This is a genomic window from Zoogloea sp. (genome assembly GCF_041914405.1).
GTDB lineage: Bacteria > Pseudomonadota > Gammaproteobacteria > Burkholderiales > Rhodocyclaceae > Zoogloea.
Genome location: NZ_JAYSDK010000005.1, coordinates 1 through 16,483, shown reverse-complemented (window position 1 = coordinate 16,483; position 16,483 = coordinate 1). Strand labels below are relative to the sequence as shown.

The 16,483-nt window shown below is 65.1% G+C and carries 16 protein-coding genes; 10 read left to right on the top strand and 6 right to left on the bottom strand.

Annotated features, from left to right (window positions below):
• Window positions 1-7: 7 nt before the first annotated feature.
• The 6 genes from ACE3RX_RS04380 to ACE3RX_RS04355 all read left to right on the top strand — a co-directional run bounded on the left by ACE3RX_RS04380 (window position 8) and on the right by ACE3RX_RS04355 (window position 6,354).
• Window positions 8-1,018, top strand: a complete 1,011-nt coding sequence (locus ACE3RX_RS04380) for an ABC transporter substrate-binding protein (RefSeq protein WP_374480703.1) — start codon at window positions 8-10, stop codon at window positions 1,016-1,018.
• An 8-nt stretch (window positions 1,019-1,026) separates the two neighbouring features.
• Window positions 1,027-1,881, top strand: a complete 855-nt coding sequence (locus tag ACE3RX_RS04375) for an ABC transporter ATP-binding protein (RefSeq protein WP_374480701.1) — start codon at window positions 1,027-1,029, stop codon at window positions 1,879-1,881.
• On the top strand, window positions 1,878-2,747 hold the full coding sequence (locus ACE3RX_RS04370; RefSeq protein ID WP_374480699.1) for an ABC transporter permease: 870 nt from the start codon (window positions 1,878-1,880) through the stop codon (window positions 2,745-2,747). Before ACE3RX_RS04375 ends, ACE3RX_RS04370 begins: the two co-directional genes overlap by 4 nt.
• A 26-nt stretch (window positions 2,748-2,773) precedes the next feature.
• Complete coding sequence (locus tag ACE3RX_RS04365; protein ID WP_374480697.1) at window positions 2,774-3,925, top strand: acyl-CoA dehydrogenase family protein; 1,152 nt, start codon at window positions 2,774-2,776, stop codon at window positions 3,923-3,925.
• A gap of 56 nt (window positions 3,926-3,981) precedes the next feature.
• Window positions 3,982-4,647 carry a signal peptidase I gene (lepB, locus tag ACE3RX_RS04360; protein WP_374480695.1) on the top strand — a complete coding sequence of 222 codons (666 nt, stop codon included), beginning with the start codon at window positions 3,982-3,984 and terminating at the stop codon, window positions 4,645-4,647.
• 270 nt (window positions 4,648-4,917) lie between these two features.
• A complete protein-coding gene (locus tag ACE3RX_RS04355; RefSeq protein ID WP_374480693.1) occupies window positions 4,918-6,354 on the top strand; it encodes a hypothetical protein in 1,437 nt (478 codons plus the stop codon).
• Between the two features lie 80 nt (window positions 6,355-6,434).
• On the opposite strand, the gene ACE3RX_RS04350 is transcribed toward ACE3RX_RS04355, so the two are convergent.
• Entirely contained in the window at window positions 6,435-7,811 is a 1,377-nt protein-coding gene (locus tag ACE3RX_RS04350) for a bacteriohemerythrin (protein WP_374480691.1), read from the bottom strand.
• Window positions 7,812-8,266: 455 nt separating this feature from the next.
• Here ACE3RX_RS04350 and ACE3RX_RS04345 point away from each other — a divergent pair, with 455 nt between their 5' ends.
• Together ACE3RX_RS04345 and ACE3RX_RS04340 are read left to right on the top strand one after the other, a co-directional pair.
• Entirely contained in the window at window positions 8,267-9,964 is a 1,698-nt protein-coding gene (locus ACE3RX_RS04345) for an ABC1 kinase family protein (RefSeq protein ID WP_374480689.1), read from the top strand.
• A gap of 8 nt (window positions 9,965-9,972) precedes the next feature.
• Window positions 9,973-11,184: an MFS transporter gene (locus ACE3RX_RS04340; RefSeq protein ID WP_374480687.1), complete on the top strand. Its 1,212-nt coding sequence runs from the start codon at window positions 9,973-9,975 to the stop codon at window positions 11,182-11,184.
• A gap of 6 nt (window positions 11,185-11,190) precedes the next feature.
• Here ACE3RX_RS04340 and ACE3RX_RS04335 read toward each other — a convergent pair whose 3' ends face one another.
• Entirely contained in the window at window positions 11,191-12,348 is a 1,158-nt protein-coding gene (locus tag ACE3RX_RS04335; protein ID WP_374480685.1) for an HD domain-containing phosphohydrolase, read from the bottom strand.
• Window positions 12,349-12,453: 105 nt separating this feature from the next.
• Here ACE3RX_RS04335 and ACE3RX_RS04330 point away from each other — a divergent pair, with 105 nt between their 5' ends.
• Window positions 12,454-12,981 carry a DNA-deoxyinosine glycosylase gene (locus ACE3RX_RS04330; RefSeq protein ID WP_374480683.1) on the top strand — a complete coding sequence of 176 codons (528 nt, stop codon included), beginning with the start codon at window positions 12,454-12,456 and terminating at the stop codon, window positions 12,979-12,981.
• On the opposite strand, the gene ACE3RX_RS04325 is transcribed toward ACE3RX_RS04330, so the two are convergent.
• Window positions 12,963-14,600, bottom strand: a complete 1,638-nt coding sequence (locus ACE3RX_RS04325; protein WP_374480970.1) for a PHA/PHB synthase family protein — start codon at window positions 14,598-14,600, stop codon at window positions 12,963-12,965. The two genes, ACE3RX_RS04330 and ACE3RX_RS04325, sit on opposite strands and share 19 nt — an antisense overlap.
• Before the next feature lie 278 nt (window positions 14,601-14,878).
• Between ACE3RX_RS04325 and ACE3RX_RS04320 the strand changes: the two genes are divergently transcribed.
• Window positions 14,879-15,322: a universal stress protein gene (locus ACE3RX_RS04320; protein WP_374480681.1), complete on the top strand. Its 444-nt coding sequence runs from the start codon at window positions 14,879-14,881 to the stop codon at window positions 15,320-15,322.
• Window positions 15,323-15,432: 110 nt separating this feature from the next.
• On the opposite strand, the gene ACE3RX_RS04315 is transcribed toward ACE3RX_RS04320, so the two are convergent.
• From ACE3RX_RS04315 to ACE3RX_RS04305, 3 genes are read right to left on the bottom strand one after another with little or no spacing between them, the layout of a single operon-like run.
• Window positions 15,433-15,675 carry a hypothetical protein gene (locus ACE3RX_RS04315; RefSeq protein WP_374480679.1) on the bottom strand — a complete coding sequence of 81 codons (243 nt, stop codon included), beginning with the start codon at window positions 15,673-15,675 and terminating at the stop codon, window positions 15,433-15,435.
• A 50-nt stretch (window positions 15,676-15,725) separates the two neighbouring features.
• A complete protein-coding gene (locus ACE3RX_RS04310; RefSeq protein WP_374480677.1) occupies window positions 15,726-15,866 on the bottom strand; it encodes a DUF3149 domain-containing protein in 141 nt (46 codons plus the stop codon).
• 13 nt (window positions 15,867-15,879) lie between these two features.
• Entirely contained in the window at window positions 15,880-16,401 is a 522-nt protein-coding gene (locus ACE3RX_RS04305; protein ID WP_374480675.1) for a FixH family protein, read from the bottom strand.
• Window positions 16,402-16,483 lie beyond the last annotated feature (82 nt).

Here is a 16,483-nt window from a genome sequence, read left to right as displayed (position 1 = left end):
AGAAACCATGAAAACCCTGACCCGCAAGACCTTCGCCCTGCTCGGCGGCCTCGGCCTGCTGACGGCCAGCTGGACCGCCCACGCCGAAGGACAGATCCGCGTCGCCCAGCAGTTCGGCATCTCCTACCTGATCCTCGACGTGGTCCATGACCAGAAACTGATCGAGAAGCACGGCAAGGCCCATGGCCTCGACATCAAGGTGGAATGGACCCAGATCTCCGGCGCCACCGCGATGAACGAAGCCCTGCTGTCCGGCAGCCTGGACATCGTGTCGGCTGGCGTGCCGCCGATGCTCGCCCTGTGGGATCGCACCAAGGGCAAGCAGAACGTGAAGGCGGTCGCCGCCCTGGGCAGCCTGCCCAACTACCTGCTGAGCAGCAACCCGAACGTGAAGACCATCAAGGACTTCGGCGACAAGGACCGCATCGCCGTGCCAGCCGCCGGCACCAGTTTCCAGTCCCGCGTGCTGCAGATCGAAACCGCCAAGGTCTTCGGTAAGGACAACTACAAGCGCTTCGACACCATATCGGTGAGCCTGGCCCACCCGGACGCTACCGCCGCGCTGGTCGCCGGCGGCTCCGAGATCAACGCCCACTTCTCCAGCGCGCCGTTCTATTACCAAGCTTTGGAGGCCAACAAGAACGTGCACAAGGTACTCAGCTCCTACGACGTGCTCGGCGGACCGGCGACCTTCAACGTGCTTTACACGACGCAGAAGTTCCACGACGAGAATCCCAAGACCTACAAGGCCTTCTACGCCGCCCTCGATGAGGCCGCCAAGCTGATCAAGGCCGACAAGGCCAAGGCCGCCGAGATCTTTATCCGCGTGCAGAAATCCAAGCTGGCGCCGGAGCTGGTGCGCAAGATCATCGAGGATCCGGAGAACAGCTACACGATCCAGCCCCAGCGCAGCCAGGCCTACGCCGACGAGCTCTACAAGCTGGGCGTCCTGAAGAACCGCGCAGCCTCCTGGAAGGACTACTTCTTCCCGGAAGCCTACGCGCAGCCCGGCAGCTGAGGTCCGCCATGTCCACCGTCACCCCTCTCAACGCCTTCCCGTCCGGGCCTCCCGCAACACCGCTGCTGGCGGTGGACAAGCTCAGCCTGGAATACCGCACGCCCGGCCGTGTGGTGCGCGCCACCCATGAAGTCAGCTTCGACGTGCATGCCGGCGACCGCTTCGTGCTGCTCGGCGCCTCCGGCTGCGGCAAGTCCAGCCTGCTCAAAGCGGTGGCCGGCTTCCTGCCGCCCAGCGACGGCGAGATCCGCCTCGACGGGCGGCCGATCAGCGGCCCCGGCCCGGACCGCATCGTCGTCTTCCAGGAATTCGACCAGCTGCCACCGTGGAAGACCGTCAAGGACAACGTGATCTTCCCGCTGCGCGCCACCGGCACCCTGGGCCGCAAAGAGGCCGCCGAGCGGGCCCTGCACTACCTGGACAAGGTCGGCCTGGCGGCCTTCGCCGACGCCTACCCGCACACGCTGTCCGGCGGCATGAAGCAGCGCGTGGCGATCGCCCGCGCGCTGGCCATGCAGCCGCGGGTGCTGCTGATGGACGAACCCTTCGCCGCCCTCGACGCGCTGACCCGCCGCAAGATGCAGGAGGAACTGCTGGCCCTGTGGGACGAAGTCCGCTTCACGCTGTTGTTCGTTACCCATTCCATCGAGGAGGCGCTGGTGGTCGGCAACCGCATCGGCCTGCTGTCGCCGCACCCCGGCCGCATGCGCGCCGAGATCAACAGCCATCACTACGGCCTGCACAGCCTCGGCGGCGCCGACTTCCAGGCCAGCGCCCAGCGCATCCACCGCCTGTTGTTCGACGAGGAACCGACCGGCATCACCACCGACGTGACGCCCCATAACCTGAAGAGATTCGCATGACCGCCCTCCACGCCCCGATCCGGCCGGAATACGAACGCCAGCTGGAACCCCTCACCCACGTCAGCCTGGAACGCCGGCTGCCGCTCGCCACGCGCCTGTGGGAGCAGGCCTGGCTGCGCAAGAGCGTGCTCCTCGCGCTGCTGGCGCTGGCCTGGGAGATCATCGCCCGCGAGCAGGACAACGAGCTGCTGCTGCCGACCTTTCTCGCCACCGCCAGCGCGCTGGTGGAAGGCCTGGCCTCCGGCGAACTGCTCGAACGCACCGCGCTGTCCCTCGAAGTGCTGCTGCAGGGCTACATCGGCGGCGTGCTGGTGGCCTTCGTGCTCACCGCGCTGGCGGTCAGCACGCGCCTCGGGCGCGACCTGCTGTCCACGCTGACGACCATGTTCAACCCGCTGCCGGCCATCGCGCTGCTGCCCATCGCGCTGCTGTGGTTCGGCATCGGCCACGGCAGCCTGGTCTTCGTGCTGCTGCATTCGGTGCTGTGGCCGCTGGCCCTCAACACCTACGCCGGCTTCCAGGGCGTACCGCAGACCCTGCAGATGGCCGGCCGCAACTACGGCCTGCGCGGCGTTCGCTACGTGCTGCAGATCCTGGTGCCGGCGGCGCTGCCATCGATCCTGTCCGGCCTCAAGATCGGCTGGGCCTTTGCGTGGCGCACACTGATCGCCGCCGAGCTGGTATTCGGCGCCTCGTCCGGCAAGGGCGGGCTGGGCTGGTACATCTTCCAGAACCGCAACGAGCTGTTCACCGACCGGGTCTTCGCCGGGCTGGCGCTGGTGGTCATCATCGGCCTGATCGTCGAAAACCTCGGCTTCAACACCCTGGAGCGTGTCACCGTGCGGCGCTGGGGCCTGCTACGCTGAAAGCGTCGATCGCTTCCGGAATACCCATGCCCGACGATCTCGCCCCCCTGCTGGCCGAACTCCGCCGCACCGCCGTCGAGCGGGACAAACGCGGCGGCCACCCGGCCGAAGAGAAAGCCCTGCTACAGAATGCCGGCCTGCTGCGCCTGTCCATCCCGAAGGTAGACGGCGGCGACGAACGTCCGTGGCCGGAGATCTTCGCGCTGGTGCGCCGCGTCGCCACGGTGGATAGCGCCCTCGCCCACCTGCTGGCCTTCCACCACCTGCAGGTCGCCACGCTGCGCATCTACGGCAGCGAGGCCCAGCAGCGCCACTGGCTCGGCCGCACGATTGCCGAGGGCGGCTGGTGGGGCAACGCGATGAATCCGCTCGACCCGGGACTCACCGCCAGCGATCACCCGGACGGCTACCTGCTCGACGGCACCAAGGGCTTCTGCTCCGGCGCCCGCGGCTCGCGTTACCTGACCCTCACAGCCCAGCATCCGGCCGGCGGCGCCTTTGTGATTGGCGTCGTCGATACCGACCAGGCGGGCATCGTCGTCAACGACGACTGGGATCCGATCGGCCAGCGCCAGACCGACAGCGGCTCGGTGAGCTTCCGCCAGGTGCTGCTGCGCCGGGAGGACGTGCTGCGTCCCCACGGCGCCGTCCTCAGCCCCTTCCACACCCTGCGCAACTGCTTCGGCCAGCTGACCCTCGCCAACCTGTACCTGGGCATCGCCATCGGCGCCCGCGATGAGGCACGGGAATTCGCCCGCCAGCGGGCCCGCCCGTGGATCGCCGCCAGCGTGCAGGAGGCCACCGAAGACCCCTACACGCTGCTCCGCTTCGGCGAGATCCACGTGCAGATCGCCGCCGCCGACGCGCTGGCCGAGCGGGCCGCGACGGCCATCCAGGCCTCCTTTGAACGCGGCCCCGAATTGACCGAAAGGGAGCGCGCCGAGACCGCCGCGGCGATCGCCGAAGCCAAGGTCATCGCCCACCGGGCCGGCCTGTTCGCCAGCCAGGAACTCTTCGAGGTGGTCGGCGCCCGCGGCACCCGCGCCAGCCTCGGCTACGACCGCTTCTGGCGCAACGTGCGCACCCACACCCTCCACGATCCCATCGACTACAAGCTGGCGATGCTCGGCCGCTGGTCCCTCAACGGGGAATACCCCCCGCCGAACATGTACACCTGATGAACCAATGCATGGCCGACCGGTCCATAGGGCACATCACAACCCATGAGGATGGCATGAAAGATTTGCTCAAGAACAACCGCGGATTCCTGCTCTTCCTGATCTGCTTCGGCGTCTTCCGCTCCGCGATCGCCGACTGGAACCCCATCCCGTCCGGCTCCATGCACCCGACGCTGCTCGAAGGCGACGTGGTGCTGGTCAACCGCCTGGCCTACGACGCCAAGCTGCCCCTCACCGACATCACCGTCGCCCACCTGGGCGACCCGGCCCGCGGCGACGTGGTGACCTTCAAATCGCCCAAGGACGGCACGCTGCTGATCAAGCGCGTCATCGGCCTGCCCGGCGACACCGTGGCGATGCGCGACGGCGCGTTGACCATCAACGGTGAAGCCGCCCGCTACGACGTCGTCGGCGTCGCCGGCGAACCCATCGGCCAGGGCCGCGAGATCGATGCGATCCGCGCCACCGAGACGGTGGCCAGCGCCCGGCGCACCGTCCAGTACCTGCCGAATGCGCAGATGCTGCGCGACTTCAACCCGGTTACCGTCCCGCCCGGCCAGTACCTGATGCTCGGTGACAACCGCGATAACAGCGCCGACTCCCGCGTGATCGGCCTCGTCCCCCGCCACCTGCTGGTCGGCAAGGCCCATCACATCCTCGTCTCGGCCGACATCCTGGGCAACTGGCTGCCCCGCCTTGAGCGCTTCGCGCAGGCTCTGTAAAAAGCCCCTGTGGCTGCAGTGGGGGCGAAGTCATTCGCCCCACTGCCATTCAGCCCTACTGATCGAATTCCACCACCACTCCAGCAATTTCTGCGCGCCCTCCAACACCCTGCGCTGACGGGGCTGCCTCTCGGCCTCCCGGCTCGCCCCATTTCGGACCGTAGACTCCCTGCCCCGGCCACCGATCCAACTGGCGCAATCTTTGCCTGAATCCTGCATCACTCCATACTCTTGCACGGCCCAGCACAGAAGAAAATGACTAGAGAAAGCGTGTTACGCAAATTCATCGGCGGCTACCGCCGCGAATGGACGACGGTTCTGCTCGTCTATTTCTGCTATGGCGCGAGCACCATCACCGGCATCGCCGAGGTCTTCTTCCAGAAGGAGACCCTCAAGCTCTCTCCTGTTGAAGTCACCACCATCAGCTTCTGGCTGCTCCTGCCCTGGTCGATGAAAATGGTGGTCGGCGCCGCGGCCGACATCCGCCCGATCTTCGGCAGCCGCCGCATACCCTGGCTGCTGGCCGGATGTGCGCTCACCTTTGCCGGCTATGTCGCCCTGGCCACGGTGGTGGAGACGAAGACCGCCTATCTTGCGGCCTCCTTGCTGACCGCCATCGGTTTCATGGTCCAGGACGTGATCGCCGACGCGCTGAGTGTCGAGGTGGTGGAAACCGAGGAGGAACGTAACCAGATCCAGACCCTCGGCCGGGCCGCGCTGCTGGTCGGGGCCATCAGCGTCGGCTATCTGTCAGGCGTGCTGGCGGGGGTGATCGGCCCTCGCAAGGTCTACGCGCTGGCGTCCCTGCTGCCGCTGCTGGTGGTCGCCAGCCTGCCCTTCTCGCGCGTGCGCCGAAGTGCGGATACCCCCACCCCCGCCCTGGCGCGGCCGGCCACCCCAACGGGCAACGACATTCTGGGCAGCGGCAATGCCCGGCTGGTCGTACTGATTGGTCTGGCCTACGCGGCCATCGGCGTCGGCCTGGAGCTGCTCGCCGTGCCCTACGCCCAGGAAATCGTGCTGCTCGTTTCCTTGCTGCTGATCAGCATCGTGCTGTGGCGGGTCGGCATTTCCCGGGAGGTCGCCGTCGCCGCGATCGTGATCTTCCTGTTCCGCGCCACGCCAGACGTGGGCCAGGGCTACAGCTACTGGGCCATCGACAAGCTGGGTTTCGACCAGCAGTTCCTTGGCGTGCTGGCCCAGGTCAGTTCGATCCTGAGCCTCGTCGGCCTGGTCGCCTTCCGCAAGTACATCGTCAGCATGCCGGTCAGCTTCACGCTGGGCTGGGTGATGATCATCGGCACCATCCTCTACCTGCCGAACATCGGGCTCTTCTATGGCGTACACGAATGGCTGGGCCTGTCGGCCCGGACCTTCGCGTTCATCGACACCACGATCTCGGCGCCGCTGGGCCAGCTGACGATGGTCCCGATGCTGATCCTCACCGCCCGCGCCGCGCCAAAGGGCGCCGAGGCAACCATGTTCGCGGTGATGGCCTCGCTGATGAACCTGGCCCTGTCGGCCAGCCAGTTGTTCACCGGCTACCTCAACGACGCCTTCCAGATCACCCAGCAGGATTATTCCAACCTCGGCCTGCTGATGATCTCGGTCACCGTGATCGGCCTACTGCCGCTGACGGCACTGCCTCTTCTGCGCAGGGTCGAAGGCGTGGACGAGCCTGAGGCACAAAAAATGCAGGTAACATGATCCAGTCACCATTCGCCTGACCCGTTCCGGCGGCGCCTCACGGGACGCCGCGCCCCCGACCAATCCAAGTAGTCCGGCACTCAGCCCTGTAGGTACTGGGCGAACTTCTTGTCTTCGACGAGGATGTGGCTGGTGAGCCAGTTGCGCAGATACTGGGAGATTTCCTCGCCCAGGCTGGGCGTGAAGTTGTTGCGTAGCTTGTCGCGCAGCATGATGACCTCCTCCGCCATGCGCCGGTGGACTTCCTTGTGGGCTTCCAAGTGAGGGTAGCCGTTGCGTTCGAGCAGTCGCTCTTCCCGGCCGAAATGGGAGAGGGTGTAACCGACCAGTTCGTCCACGACGAACTCCACGGCGCTCTGGTCGTGGCAGTTGGCGTCGAGAGAGATCTGGTTGATCAGGGTCAGCAGCACGCTGTGGTCGTGATCGACCACGGGGTCGTTGAGGCTCATCACCGCCGACCACTGGATGTCGCTGGCCCGCTCGCGGATCTCCAGCACTTTCTCGAGGGCCGCGACGACGCGCGGATCGAACTGGCTGCCCGCCGATTCGCGCATGTAGGCCTTGACCTTGTCAATCGGCCAGGCCTGCTTGTAGGGGCGCTCGGACGACAGGGCGTCGAAGACGTCCGCCACCGAGGCGATGCGGGCTGACAGCGGGATCTGCTCGGCGGCCAGCTTGTAGGGGTAGCCCGTGCCATCCCAGCGCTCATGGTGGGAATAGGCGATTTCCGAAGCCAGCCGGAAGTGCACGCTCTCCGGCAGCAGGCGGCTGGCCTTCTTCAGGATGCTGCCGCCGTCCTCGGCATGGCGCTCTATCAGTGCCCGCTCGTCCGGATCGAGCCTGCCTTTCTTGAGCAGGATGCTGTCCGGCACACCGACCTTGCCAATGTCGTGCAGGATGCTGGCGGTACCCAGGTGCGATAGGAAATCGGCCGTCAGTTCTTCCGCGGGATAGCCCACGCCGGCCAGTTCGCGAGCGATTTCGTGGGCCAGGCGGGCAACCCGCAGCACGTGTTCGCTGGTGTCGGTGTCACGGTATTCGGCAAGATCGGCCAGCGTGGACACCGCCACCTTCATGACGCTTTCCAGCTTGACCGTCGAACGCCGTTCCAGCGTGATGTCGCGCACCTGCAGGAGCAGGGTGCCACTGTTGGTGGAGCGCGCAATCACGAACAGGTGACGGCCACGCTCGCCGACAATTTCCACCTGCAGTTCGCCACCGCTGTGGGTCGCGTCATGCAGGGTCGCCAGCCGGCGCCTCAGCTCGCCGCCCTGTCCGGCCCCCTGGGCCGCGATGCAGTCGAGAATCAGCGTGAGTGTGGAACCATTCTTGAAAGGATTGCGCCCGGGAGCCACAAGCGCGGTGAAAGGGGAATTCTGGTAGATCAGCCGGCTTTCGGCATCGAAGATGGCCACCCCCTGATCAAGGAGGTCGAGGGCTTCAAGCGGGAAATTCATCAGGGACTCTGTCGGAAGTCATTAGGACGCAGGAGGTGCTCGCAGGGGCGCTCGCTCGCGGCAATCCACCGCAAGGAGCATGGCGCACAGGGAATCGTGAGTGGCAAGGCAGTTCCCTCGGGCATCTGTCCGGCAGGACAAGGATCGGTCAGCATCCCCCGTCAATGACGAAAGGGAAATGACATCGGCGCATGATCCGTCATTCGTCATCGGAAGTCAGTGAAGAATGCACGCAAAGACCATAATCCTTGAAGTGCTATTGATTGTTCTCGCACCTGCACGACGGACGGTAGCCCCCCCGCCCCGGGATCCCGCCGCGCAGGCCTTTTTGCGCATTGCGGCTTGCCTCTTGGCGCTGGGCAAGGCAGCCTTGCAGCAGTATCCGTTTCCCGAAGCCCCATGAGCCCCCGCCCCAAGTCCGCTCCTGTCCAGATCAGCCCCGAAGGGTGCCACTGATGCTTTGGCAGGCCATTGGCGCCGTGCGCGACCTGAAGCGCATCCATGACATCGCGAGCGTCCTGATCCGCTACGGTTTCGGCGACGTCGTCCGGCGAATCGGCATGGCCCACGCGCTTGAACGTGCCGGCAAGGCCCTGCACTGGCGCGAGCCCGAGGAGCTCGCCCGCCTGGAGCCCGCGGCACGGGTCCGCCGTGCCCTCGAGGAACTCGGACCGAGCTTCATCAAGCTGGGTCAGATCCTGGCCACGCGGGTGGATCTGTTCCCACCGGAGTGGATCGCCGAATTCAGCAAGCTGCAGGACGCGGCGCCTGCCGTCCCCTTTGCCGAGTTGCGCGCCCAGCTCACCGACGACCTCGGCGATGCGCCGGAATCGGTGTTCGCCGAACTCGACACTGAGCCCCTTGCCGCCGCGTCCCTAGCCCAAGTCCACCGGGCGCGCCTAGGCGACGGCAGCATGGTGGTGCTCAAGATCCGCCGGCCCGGCATCCGCCCGGTCATCGAGGCCGACCTGCGCCTGCTGGAGCGCCTGGCAGAAATCATCGAAGCCGAGGCGGCCGACCTGCGCCGCTATCGCCCCCGCGACATCGTCCGCCAGTTCACGCTGTCCCTGCGCCGGGAGCTGGACTTTGCCGCCGAGTGCCGCAATGCCGAGCGTATCGCCGGGCAGTTCGTCGACCACCCGGAGATCGCCATTCCCCGTGTGCATTGGGAATGGTGCGGCGAGCGCCTGAACGTGCAGGACTACGTGGAAGGCATTTCCGGGCGAGACCTGGCAGCTGCCGATGCGGCCGGGCTTGACCGCCGGCTGCTGGCCCGCCGCGGCGCCGAGGCAGTGCTCAAGATGCTGCTGGAAGACGGCTTCTTCCATGCCGATCCGCATCCCGGCAACGTCTTCTACCTGACCGGCAACCGCATCGCCTTCATCGACTTCGGCATGGTCGGACGCCTCAGCGAGGAACGCCGCAGTCAGGTCGCGCGCCTGCTGCACGGGCTGGTCAGCCGGGACAATGCCCTCGTCGCCGACGTGCTGCTCGACTGGAGCGACGACGATCAGCGTGATCCGGACGCCAGCCTCGCAACGCTGCGTGCCGAGATCGACACCTTCGTAGACCTGTACCACGGCGTACCGCTGCAGCAGCTCGACATCGGCGCGATGCTGTCGGACCTGCTCACCATCCTGCGCGAGCACGGCCTGTCCCTGCCCGCCGATCTGGCCCTGATGATCAAGGCCTTCATCACCCTCGAAGGCATGGGCCGGCAGCTCGATCCGGATTTCGACATCGCCGCCGAGGCCAGCCCGTTCCTGCGCCGCGTGCTGCTGGCCCATGCCGCGCCGGCGGCCTTTGCCCGGCGTGGCTGGCGCGCCGTGGCGGATGCGGTGGATCTACTGGCTGGCCTGCCACGGGACCTGCGCCAGTTCCTGCACGCCGCCCGCCGCGGCAAGCTGCAGGTCCAGGTCGAAGTGCTACCGCTGCAACGCTTCGGTGGCCAGATCGACCGGGCGGCCAGCCGGCTGGCGCTCGCGGTCGTGATCGCCGCGCTGATCGTCGGCTCGGCCATCGTCATGACCGTGGACAAAGCCCCCTCCCTGCCCGGCCTGCCATCCTTCGGCCTGCTCGGTTTCATTTCTGCCCTGATCGGCGGACTCTGGCTGCTGGTGTCCATCTGGCGCAGCGGCGGCTCAGACCGGTAATGCCCCCCATGAACACCACAACGACAATCGCCTCCCCCCACCTCGCCCCCCGGCAGGACATCCGGATCATCGCGCTGGTCAGCTTCGCCCATGGCGTTTCACACTTCTTCCACCTCCTGCTGCCGCCGCTGTTCCCGTGGCTGATGCCGGAGTTCGGCCTGGATTTCGTAGGCATCGGCAGCACGATGACGGTCTTTTTCGTCATCTCCGGCATTGGCCAGGCCCTGGCCGGCCTCGCCGTCGATCGCTTCGGCCCGCTGCGGGTGCTGTGCACCGGCGTCGCGTGCTTCATCCTGGCCGGACTCGGGCTGTCCCAGGCCCGCGGCCTCGGCGACCTGATCGCGGTGGCGGCCATCGCCGGCCTGGGCAACAGTGTCTTCCACCCCTGCGATTTCACCATCCTCAACCGCAATGTGTCGCCACCGCGCCTCGGCCACGCCTTCTCCATGCACGGCCTGTCCGGCAACCTGGGCTGGGCCCTGGCGCCGGTCTTCCTGACCGGCATCGCGTCGATCGCCGGCTGGCGGGCCGCCGGGCTGGGCGCCGGCCTGCTGGCCATTCCGGCCCTCGCCCTGCTCCTCATCGGGCGACGCCATTTCGCGGACAGCACGCCAGTCACACACACCGCCGGCGGCAAGGTGACGACGCTGGAGATTCTGAAAGTCGGCCCCGTGTGGCTGTGCTTCGCCTTCTTCCTGCTGCTCACGACGGCCTTCGGCGCGATCCAGAACTTCGCCACGCCCTTGATGCAGGGCATGTACGGGATGCCGCTCGGCCAAGCGGCCGGAACCCTGTCGGCCTATCTGCTGGCGGGCGCAGCGGGCGTGCTGGCCGGCGGTTTTCTGACCCGCCACGCCAGTCAGGGGCGGATCATCGCCGGGGCGCTGTGCGCCGCCGCACTGGCCGCGGTACTGCTCGCCAGCGGCTGGCCCTCCATCGGCATGGTCGTGCCGCTGATGATGGCGATCGGTTTCCTGACGGGACTGGCCGGACCATCGCGGGACTTGCTGGTACGCAGCGCAGCCACGGCACGTTTCGGCCAGGCGGCCTTCGGGCGGGTGTACGGTTTTGTTTACTCTGGCCTGGACACAGGCCTGGCACTCGCCCCGCTGCTCTTCGGTGGCTTCATGGACAAGGGCAATTTCGGCGCTGTGCTGGTCGGCATCGCCATTCTGCAGGCGGCAGCCGTGTTCACCGCGCTGGGTGTCGAGCGACGCTGAGCGCCCTCACGGCGCCAGGCCGTCCTCTTCCGTCTCGTCACTGAAATTGCGGGCGATGGCAGCAAACTCGCCGTCCACCCGCAGGAGCACATCGACGATGTCCGGGTCGAAGTGCTTGCCCCGTTCGAGCGCCATCATTTCGATAGCCTTCTCGTGGGGAAAGGGGGGTTTGTATACGCGCCGGGAAATCAACGCGTCGTATACGTCGGCAACCGCCATCAGGCGCGCCGACACCGGGATCGCGTCGCCGGCGAGGCCCTGCGGATAGCCGCTGCCGTCCCAGCGTTCGTGATGTCCGTAGGCGATCTCGGCGGCGTAACTCAGGAAGGATGCATCGGCCGCCCCCCCCAGTGCCCGCTCAGCTTGCAGAATCGCGTTGCGCCCGTATTCGCAGTGCTGCTTCATGATCACCCACTCGTCGGTGGTCAGCTTGCCCCGCTTCAGCAGGATGGCGTCGGGCGTCGCCACCTTGCCCACATCGTGCAGCGGTGCCGACTTGAACAACAGCTGGATCACCTCCTCATCCAGCTTGTCGCTGAAGCGGGGATGCGTCTGCAACTGCTCGGCGAGGATGCGGACGTAGTGCTGGGTGCGGCGGATATGGTTACCGGTCTCGTTGTCCCGGGCTTCGGCAAGGGCACAGAATGCGGTGATAGTGGCCGCCTGGGCAGCGATCACTTCCTGCTTGCTAGCCACCAGGCGCCGGCTCTGTTCGCTGATTTCCGCGGTGCGCTCCGCTACCAGCAGCTCCAGATCCGCATTGCGGCGCTGCAGTGCCTTGGTGGCCCGGGACAGGGCCAGGTGGGTGCGGACCCGGGCCAGCACGACGGGTGGAGAAATCGGCTTGTGGATGAAGTCCTCGGCGCCAAGGGAGAAGCCCTGCTCCTCGTCTTCCGGACGATCCAGGCCGGTCAGGAACATGACCGGGATACCGCGCGTGGTCTCTGACGACTTGAGCCGGCGGCACACCTCGAAACCGTCGAGGCCGGGCATCATCACATCAAGCAGGATCAGGTCGGCACGCCCTCCTGCCTCCAGGAAGCCAAGTGCTTCGCTGCCACTCATGGCCGGGTGGACCTCATAATGCTCGGCCAGCACATCCTCGAGAATCAGCAGATTGTCAGCCTGGTCGTCCACCACCAGCACATGGGCACGCTGTTTCATAGCAAACTCTGGAACCATTTCTGACAACCCGCCTTTTCACCCACGTCTGTTCGGCGAACATTCCAGCACCTGTTGCGTGTCACCGCAAGCGTCGCCTGAAATACCATGGCCCTGATTTACAGTTTTCCACCGATTGCCGCGCCTTCGGCGCGCACCCTGATCCTCGGCAGCATGCCGGGCGATGCCTCGCTGCGCGCCAGCCAATACTACGCCCACCCGCGCAATCTGTTCTGGCCCATCCTCGGAGAACTGATCGGCGCCCATCCCACCCTGCCCTATGCCGAGCGCCTGCGCTGCCTGGAGACCGCCGGCTTCGCGCTGTGGGATGTCCTGCAGTGCTGTGAGCGGGAAGGCAGTCTCGATACCCGGATCGATGCCAGCACTATCGTACCGAACGACTTCGCGGGTTTTCTGGCAGCCCACCCGCACATTACACGGATCTTCTTCAATGGGGCGATGGCGGAGACGAGTTTCCGGCGCCACGTGTTGAAATCGCTGGCGCCGCGCCCACTGGCCTACCAGCGCCTGCCGTCCACCAGCCCCGCCAACGCCGCAATCAGCTTCGCCAGGCGCCTGGATGCCTGGCGAAGCATACTGTCAGACGCCTCTCCGGCTCAGTGCTCCAGCACATAGGTGCCGGGAGCATCGGCCAGCGCCGGATAGGCCTTGGTCTCCACCGGCGGCGCATCGACCAATTCCCCGCACTGGGGCTTGAGCCAGGCCATCCAGTCTTCCCACCAGCTGCCGGCATTCTCCTTGGCCCCTTCGTACCAGCCTTCCGCGGTGTCGCTGCGACGGGCCTGCCCGACCCAGAACTTGCGCTTGGGCGGCTTGACCGGTGGATTGACGATGCCGAGGATGTGCCCGGAGCTGGACAGCACGAAACGTTTCGTGCCCCCGACGTAGTTCATGGTGCGGAAGGTCTGCTTCCACGGAGCGATATGGTCGTCCTCGGCCGACACCGCATAGACGGGCTGGGTGATGGCGCCGAGGTCGATGGGTTCGCCCGCGACAGTGAGGCTGTCCTTGTCGATCAGGCGGTTGTGCAGGTACAGCTCGCGCAGATACCAGGCGTGCATCGCGTAGGGCATGCGTGTGGTGTCCATGTTCCAGTACAGCACGTCGAACGGCGGCGGCGTTTCCCCATACAGCCAACCATGCACGACGTAGTGCCAGATCAGGCTGTTCGAGCGGAGCAAGCGGAACGCGGAGGCCATCTCCGCGCCATCCAGGTAGCCCTTGCGCTCCATGTTCTGCGTGATGAAGCGGATGCTGCCTTCGTCCACAAAGACTTCGATATCGCCCGGCTTGTGGAAATCGACCAGGGTCGTGAACAGCGTCCAGTGGGACACAGGCACGTCCTCGGCAGCGAAATGGCGGTTTGCCCAGGCCATGTAGGTGCTCAAGGCCGTCCCACCGATACAGTAGCCGACCGCATGCACCTTCGGCGAACCGGTCATGCCGCGGGCGGTATCGACGAGGGCCTGCACCCCTTCGACCAGATAGTCGTCGAAAGTGACATCCCGCATTTCCGACCCAGGGTTCTTCCAGCTGGTGATGAAGACATCGAAGCCCTGATCCAGCAGGTAGCGGATCATGCTTTTCTTGGGGTTCAGGTCCAGGATGTAGAACTTGTTGATCCACGGCGTAACGATCACGATGGGCGTCCGGTACACCTGTGGCTTGGTCGGCGTGTAATGCAGGACTTCCAACAGACGGTTGCGGAAGACAACCTTGCCTGGCGTAGTGGCCAGGTTCTGGCCAACAGTGAAATCGCCGGGATCGGTCATCCGGATGTTGCCAGCCTCTAGATCGTCGAGGAAGTTCCGGAATCCGCGCATGACGCTCTCACCCCTGGTTTCCACGGCCAGCCGCATTGCCACCGGGTTCATCCAGAAGAAGTTCGAGGGCGCCACCGCGTTGAGCCATTTCCGCCACCAGAACGCAGCCCGGCGGCGCTCCTTCTGGGACAGCCCCGGGGTGTCGTAGAGCATGTCCTGGACATGGTGGGTCATGACCAGGTACCACTCCTTCAGCAGATCCCAGCTAGGTGACTCGGCCCAGGCCGGATCGGAAAAGCGGTTGTCGTCCGCGTGGGGACGAACGGGGTCCTCGCTGGGCAGGCCGAGCAGACGGCGCCATGTATGCCATTGCAGCGCCCACAGGCTGCCCGATACGCGGGTCATCGCCTCGGCCAGTTCCTGGGGATGGGCAGACCAAGCGAGTTGTGCATGAACCAGCGGTGCGGCCATGCCAAGGGGATCGATCGAGGACTCGACCGAGTCGTGCAACTGTCTCAGCGACTTGCGGGCTAGATCGAGCGGTGCTGCGGGTTCGCGACGGGGCATGACTCACGACTCCTTTCATGCAAAATAAATTAGCCACCGGCATCATGCACCGGATCGGCGAAATCTTGTGCTTGCAGGAATCGTGATCCTGCGAGGGAACGGGACCGTTGATATTCGTCAAGCCGCCCCCGATCAGACTGCGTTTTATAATGGGACACCCAGTTCCCGACAGGATCGACACCATGTTCAAGAACATTTTGGTACCAACCGATGGCTCCGAACTCTCCGACTCCACCGTGGTCAGGGCCGTGAGCTTCGCCAAGGAAGCTGGTGCCCGTATCACCTTCTTCTATGCCCAGCCGGACTTTCCGATGCCCATCTATGGCGAAGGCGCCCTGATAGACCCGACCACCCCCGAACAGTTCAGTCGTGCTGCCGCTGCGGAAGCGGAGGCGATCCTGTCCCGCGCCCGCTCCAGTGCGGAAGCCGCCGGCGTTGAATCAAGCGGGGATACCCTCGTCAGCGAGGTTCCCTACGAGGCAATCATCGAGGCAGCCGAGCGCAACGCCTGCGACCTGATCTTCATGGCGTCCCACGGCCGGCGCGGCCTGAGCGGCTTGCTACTGGGCAGCGAGACCCAGAAGGTACTGACCCACAGCAAGATCCCGGTGCTGGTCTATCGCTGAAATCCCGGCGCCACGCGAAGTTTTGCACCAACAAAAAAGAGGCCCCGCAAAACTGCGCAGCCTCTTTTTTTACTTGGGTCGGCGCCCCCTGCCCCGGGGAAAATCCCGAATCAATCCGTCTCAGTGCTGTTGATCTCGGCCGCCGTCTGCTGGAAAAACAGGGTGGTGAGACTGGAAGCGGCACAAACAAGCCAGAAACCGAAGAATCCGATCGAATACGTTGCTGTCGGGGAAAAGTGCACCGGCTCGCCTAACAGGTATAGCTCCTGTGGATTAACGACGGTGAAAAAGATGATCTCGGCCACGCCCGCCACCAAGAACGAAGGCCATAGAACCTGGATCAGTTTCAGCATGCTCAAGCTCCCCAAATAAATGCGGGCCCCAAAGGGCCCGCGTCAGTCAGCTAGGAATGAGAATGTCGTTCGTCTTCCGCAATGTGCCGCTTGGCAAAACGATACAGATACCCAGCCATCACAATGACGAACCCAATCGTGAACAAGCTCAGCAGGCCGATGTCGCTACCGAACAATTCCTTCCAGGCCATGACTTCCTCCATGTCAATCAACAGGTTTCAGATCCGCTGAATCGATCCGGATCTCCGTCTCTGTGGGGAGGAATGCGGCCCCTGACAGCCTCCAGCTGCGGGACTCATCTTCTATTAACACCTTCCAGTGGGCACTCACCAGCTCGCTCTGGATGCGCCCTTGGTAGCCGCCGGCGCTGCGCTCCAGGACGATCTGCTGATCCAGGCCACCACGGGTCGGGTGGGCCAGAGTAACCAGCAAACGGGCCGGCAATTCCACGCCCGACTTCGCCTGCAGCGTCACAGACAGGCCATCTGCCGTGAAACGGACCTCGGCTTTCAACCCCTGGCTGGCAGCAGCTGTCGCGCGGGCAAGGGTCTGGTTGATCGCCAGCCCCTGCTTGTAATAATCGTCGGCAACCATGCCGTCGAAGGACGTCACGGCCAGCCACATGGTGATGCTGCCACCAATGATGGCCGTCACCGGCATCAGCATCAGCAACCAGGTCCAGCGCTCCTTGTACCAGGGCGTGGAGGAAAGCTGGTTCGGAGCCATCGTTCTTTGATTCATCTGTGCGTTTCTCTACTGCGGTATCAGGAACACCGACTTCTCCCGTACCGCCACGGTTTCATCGTCC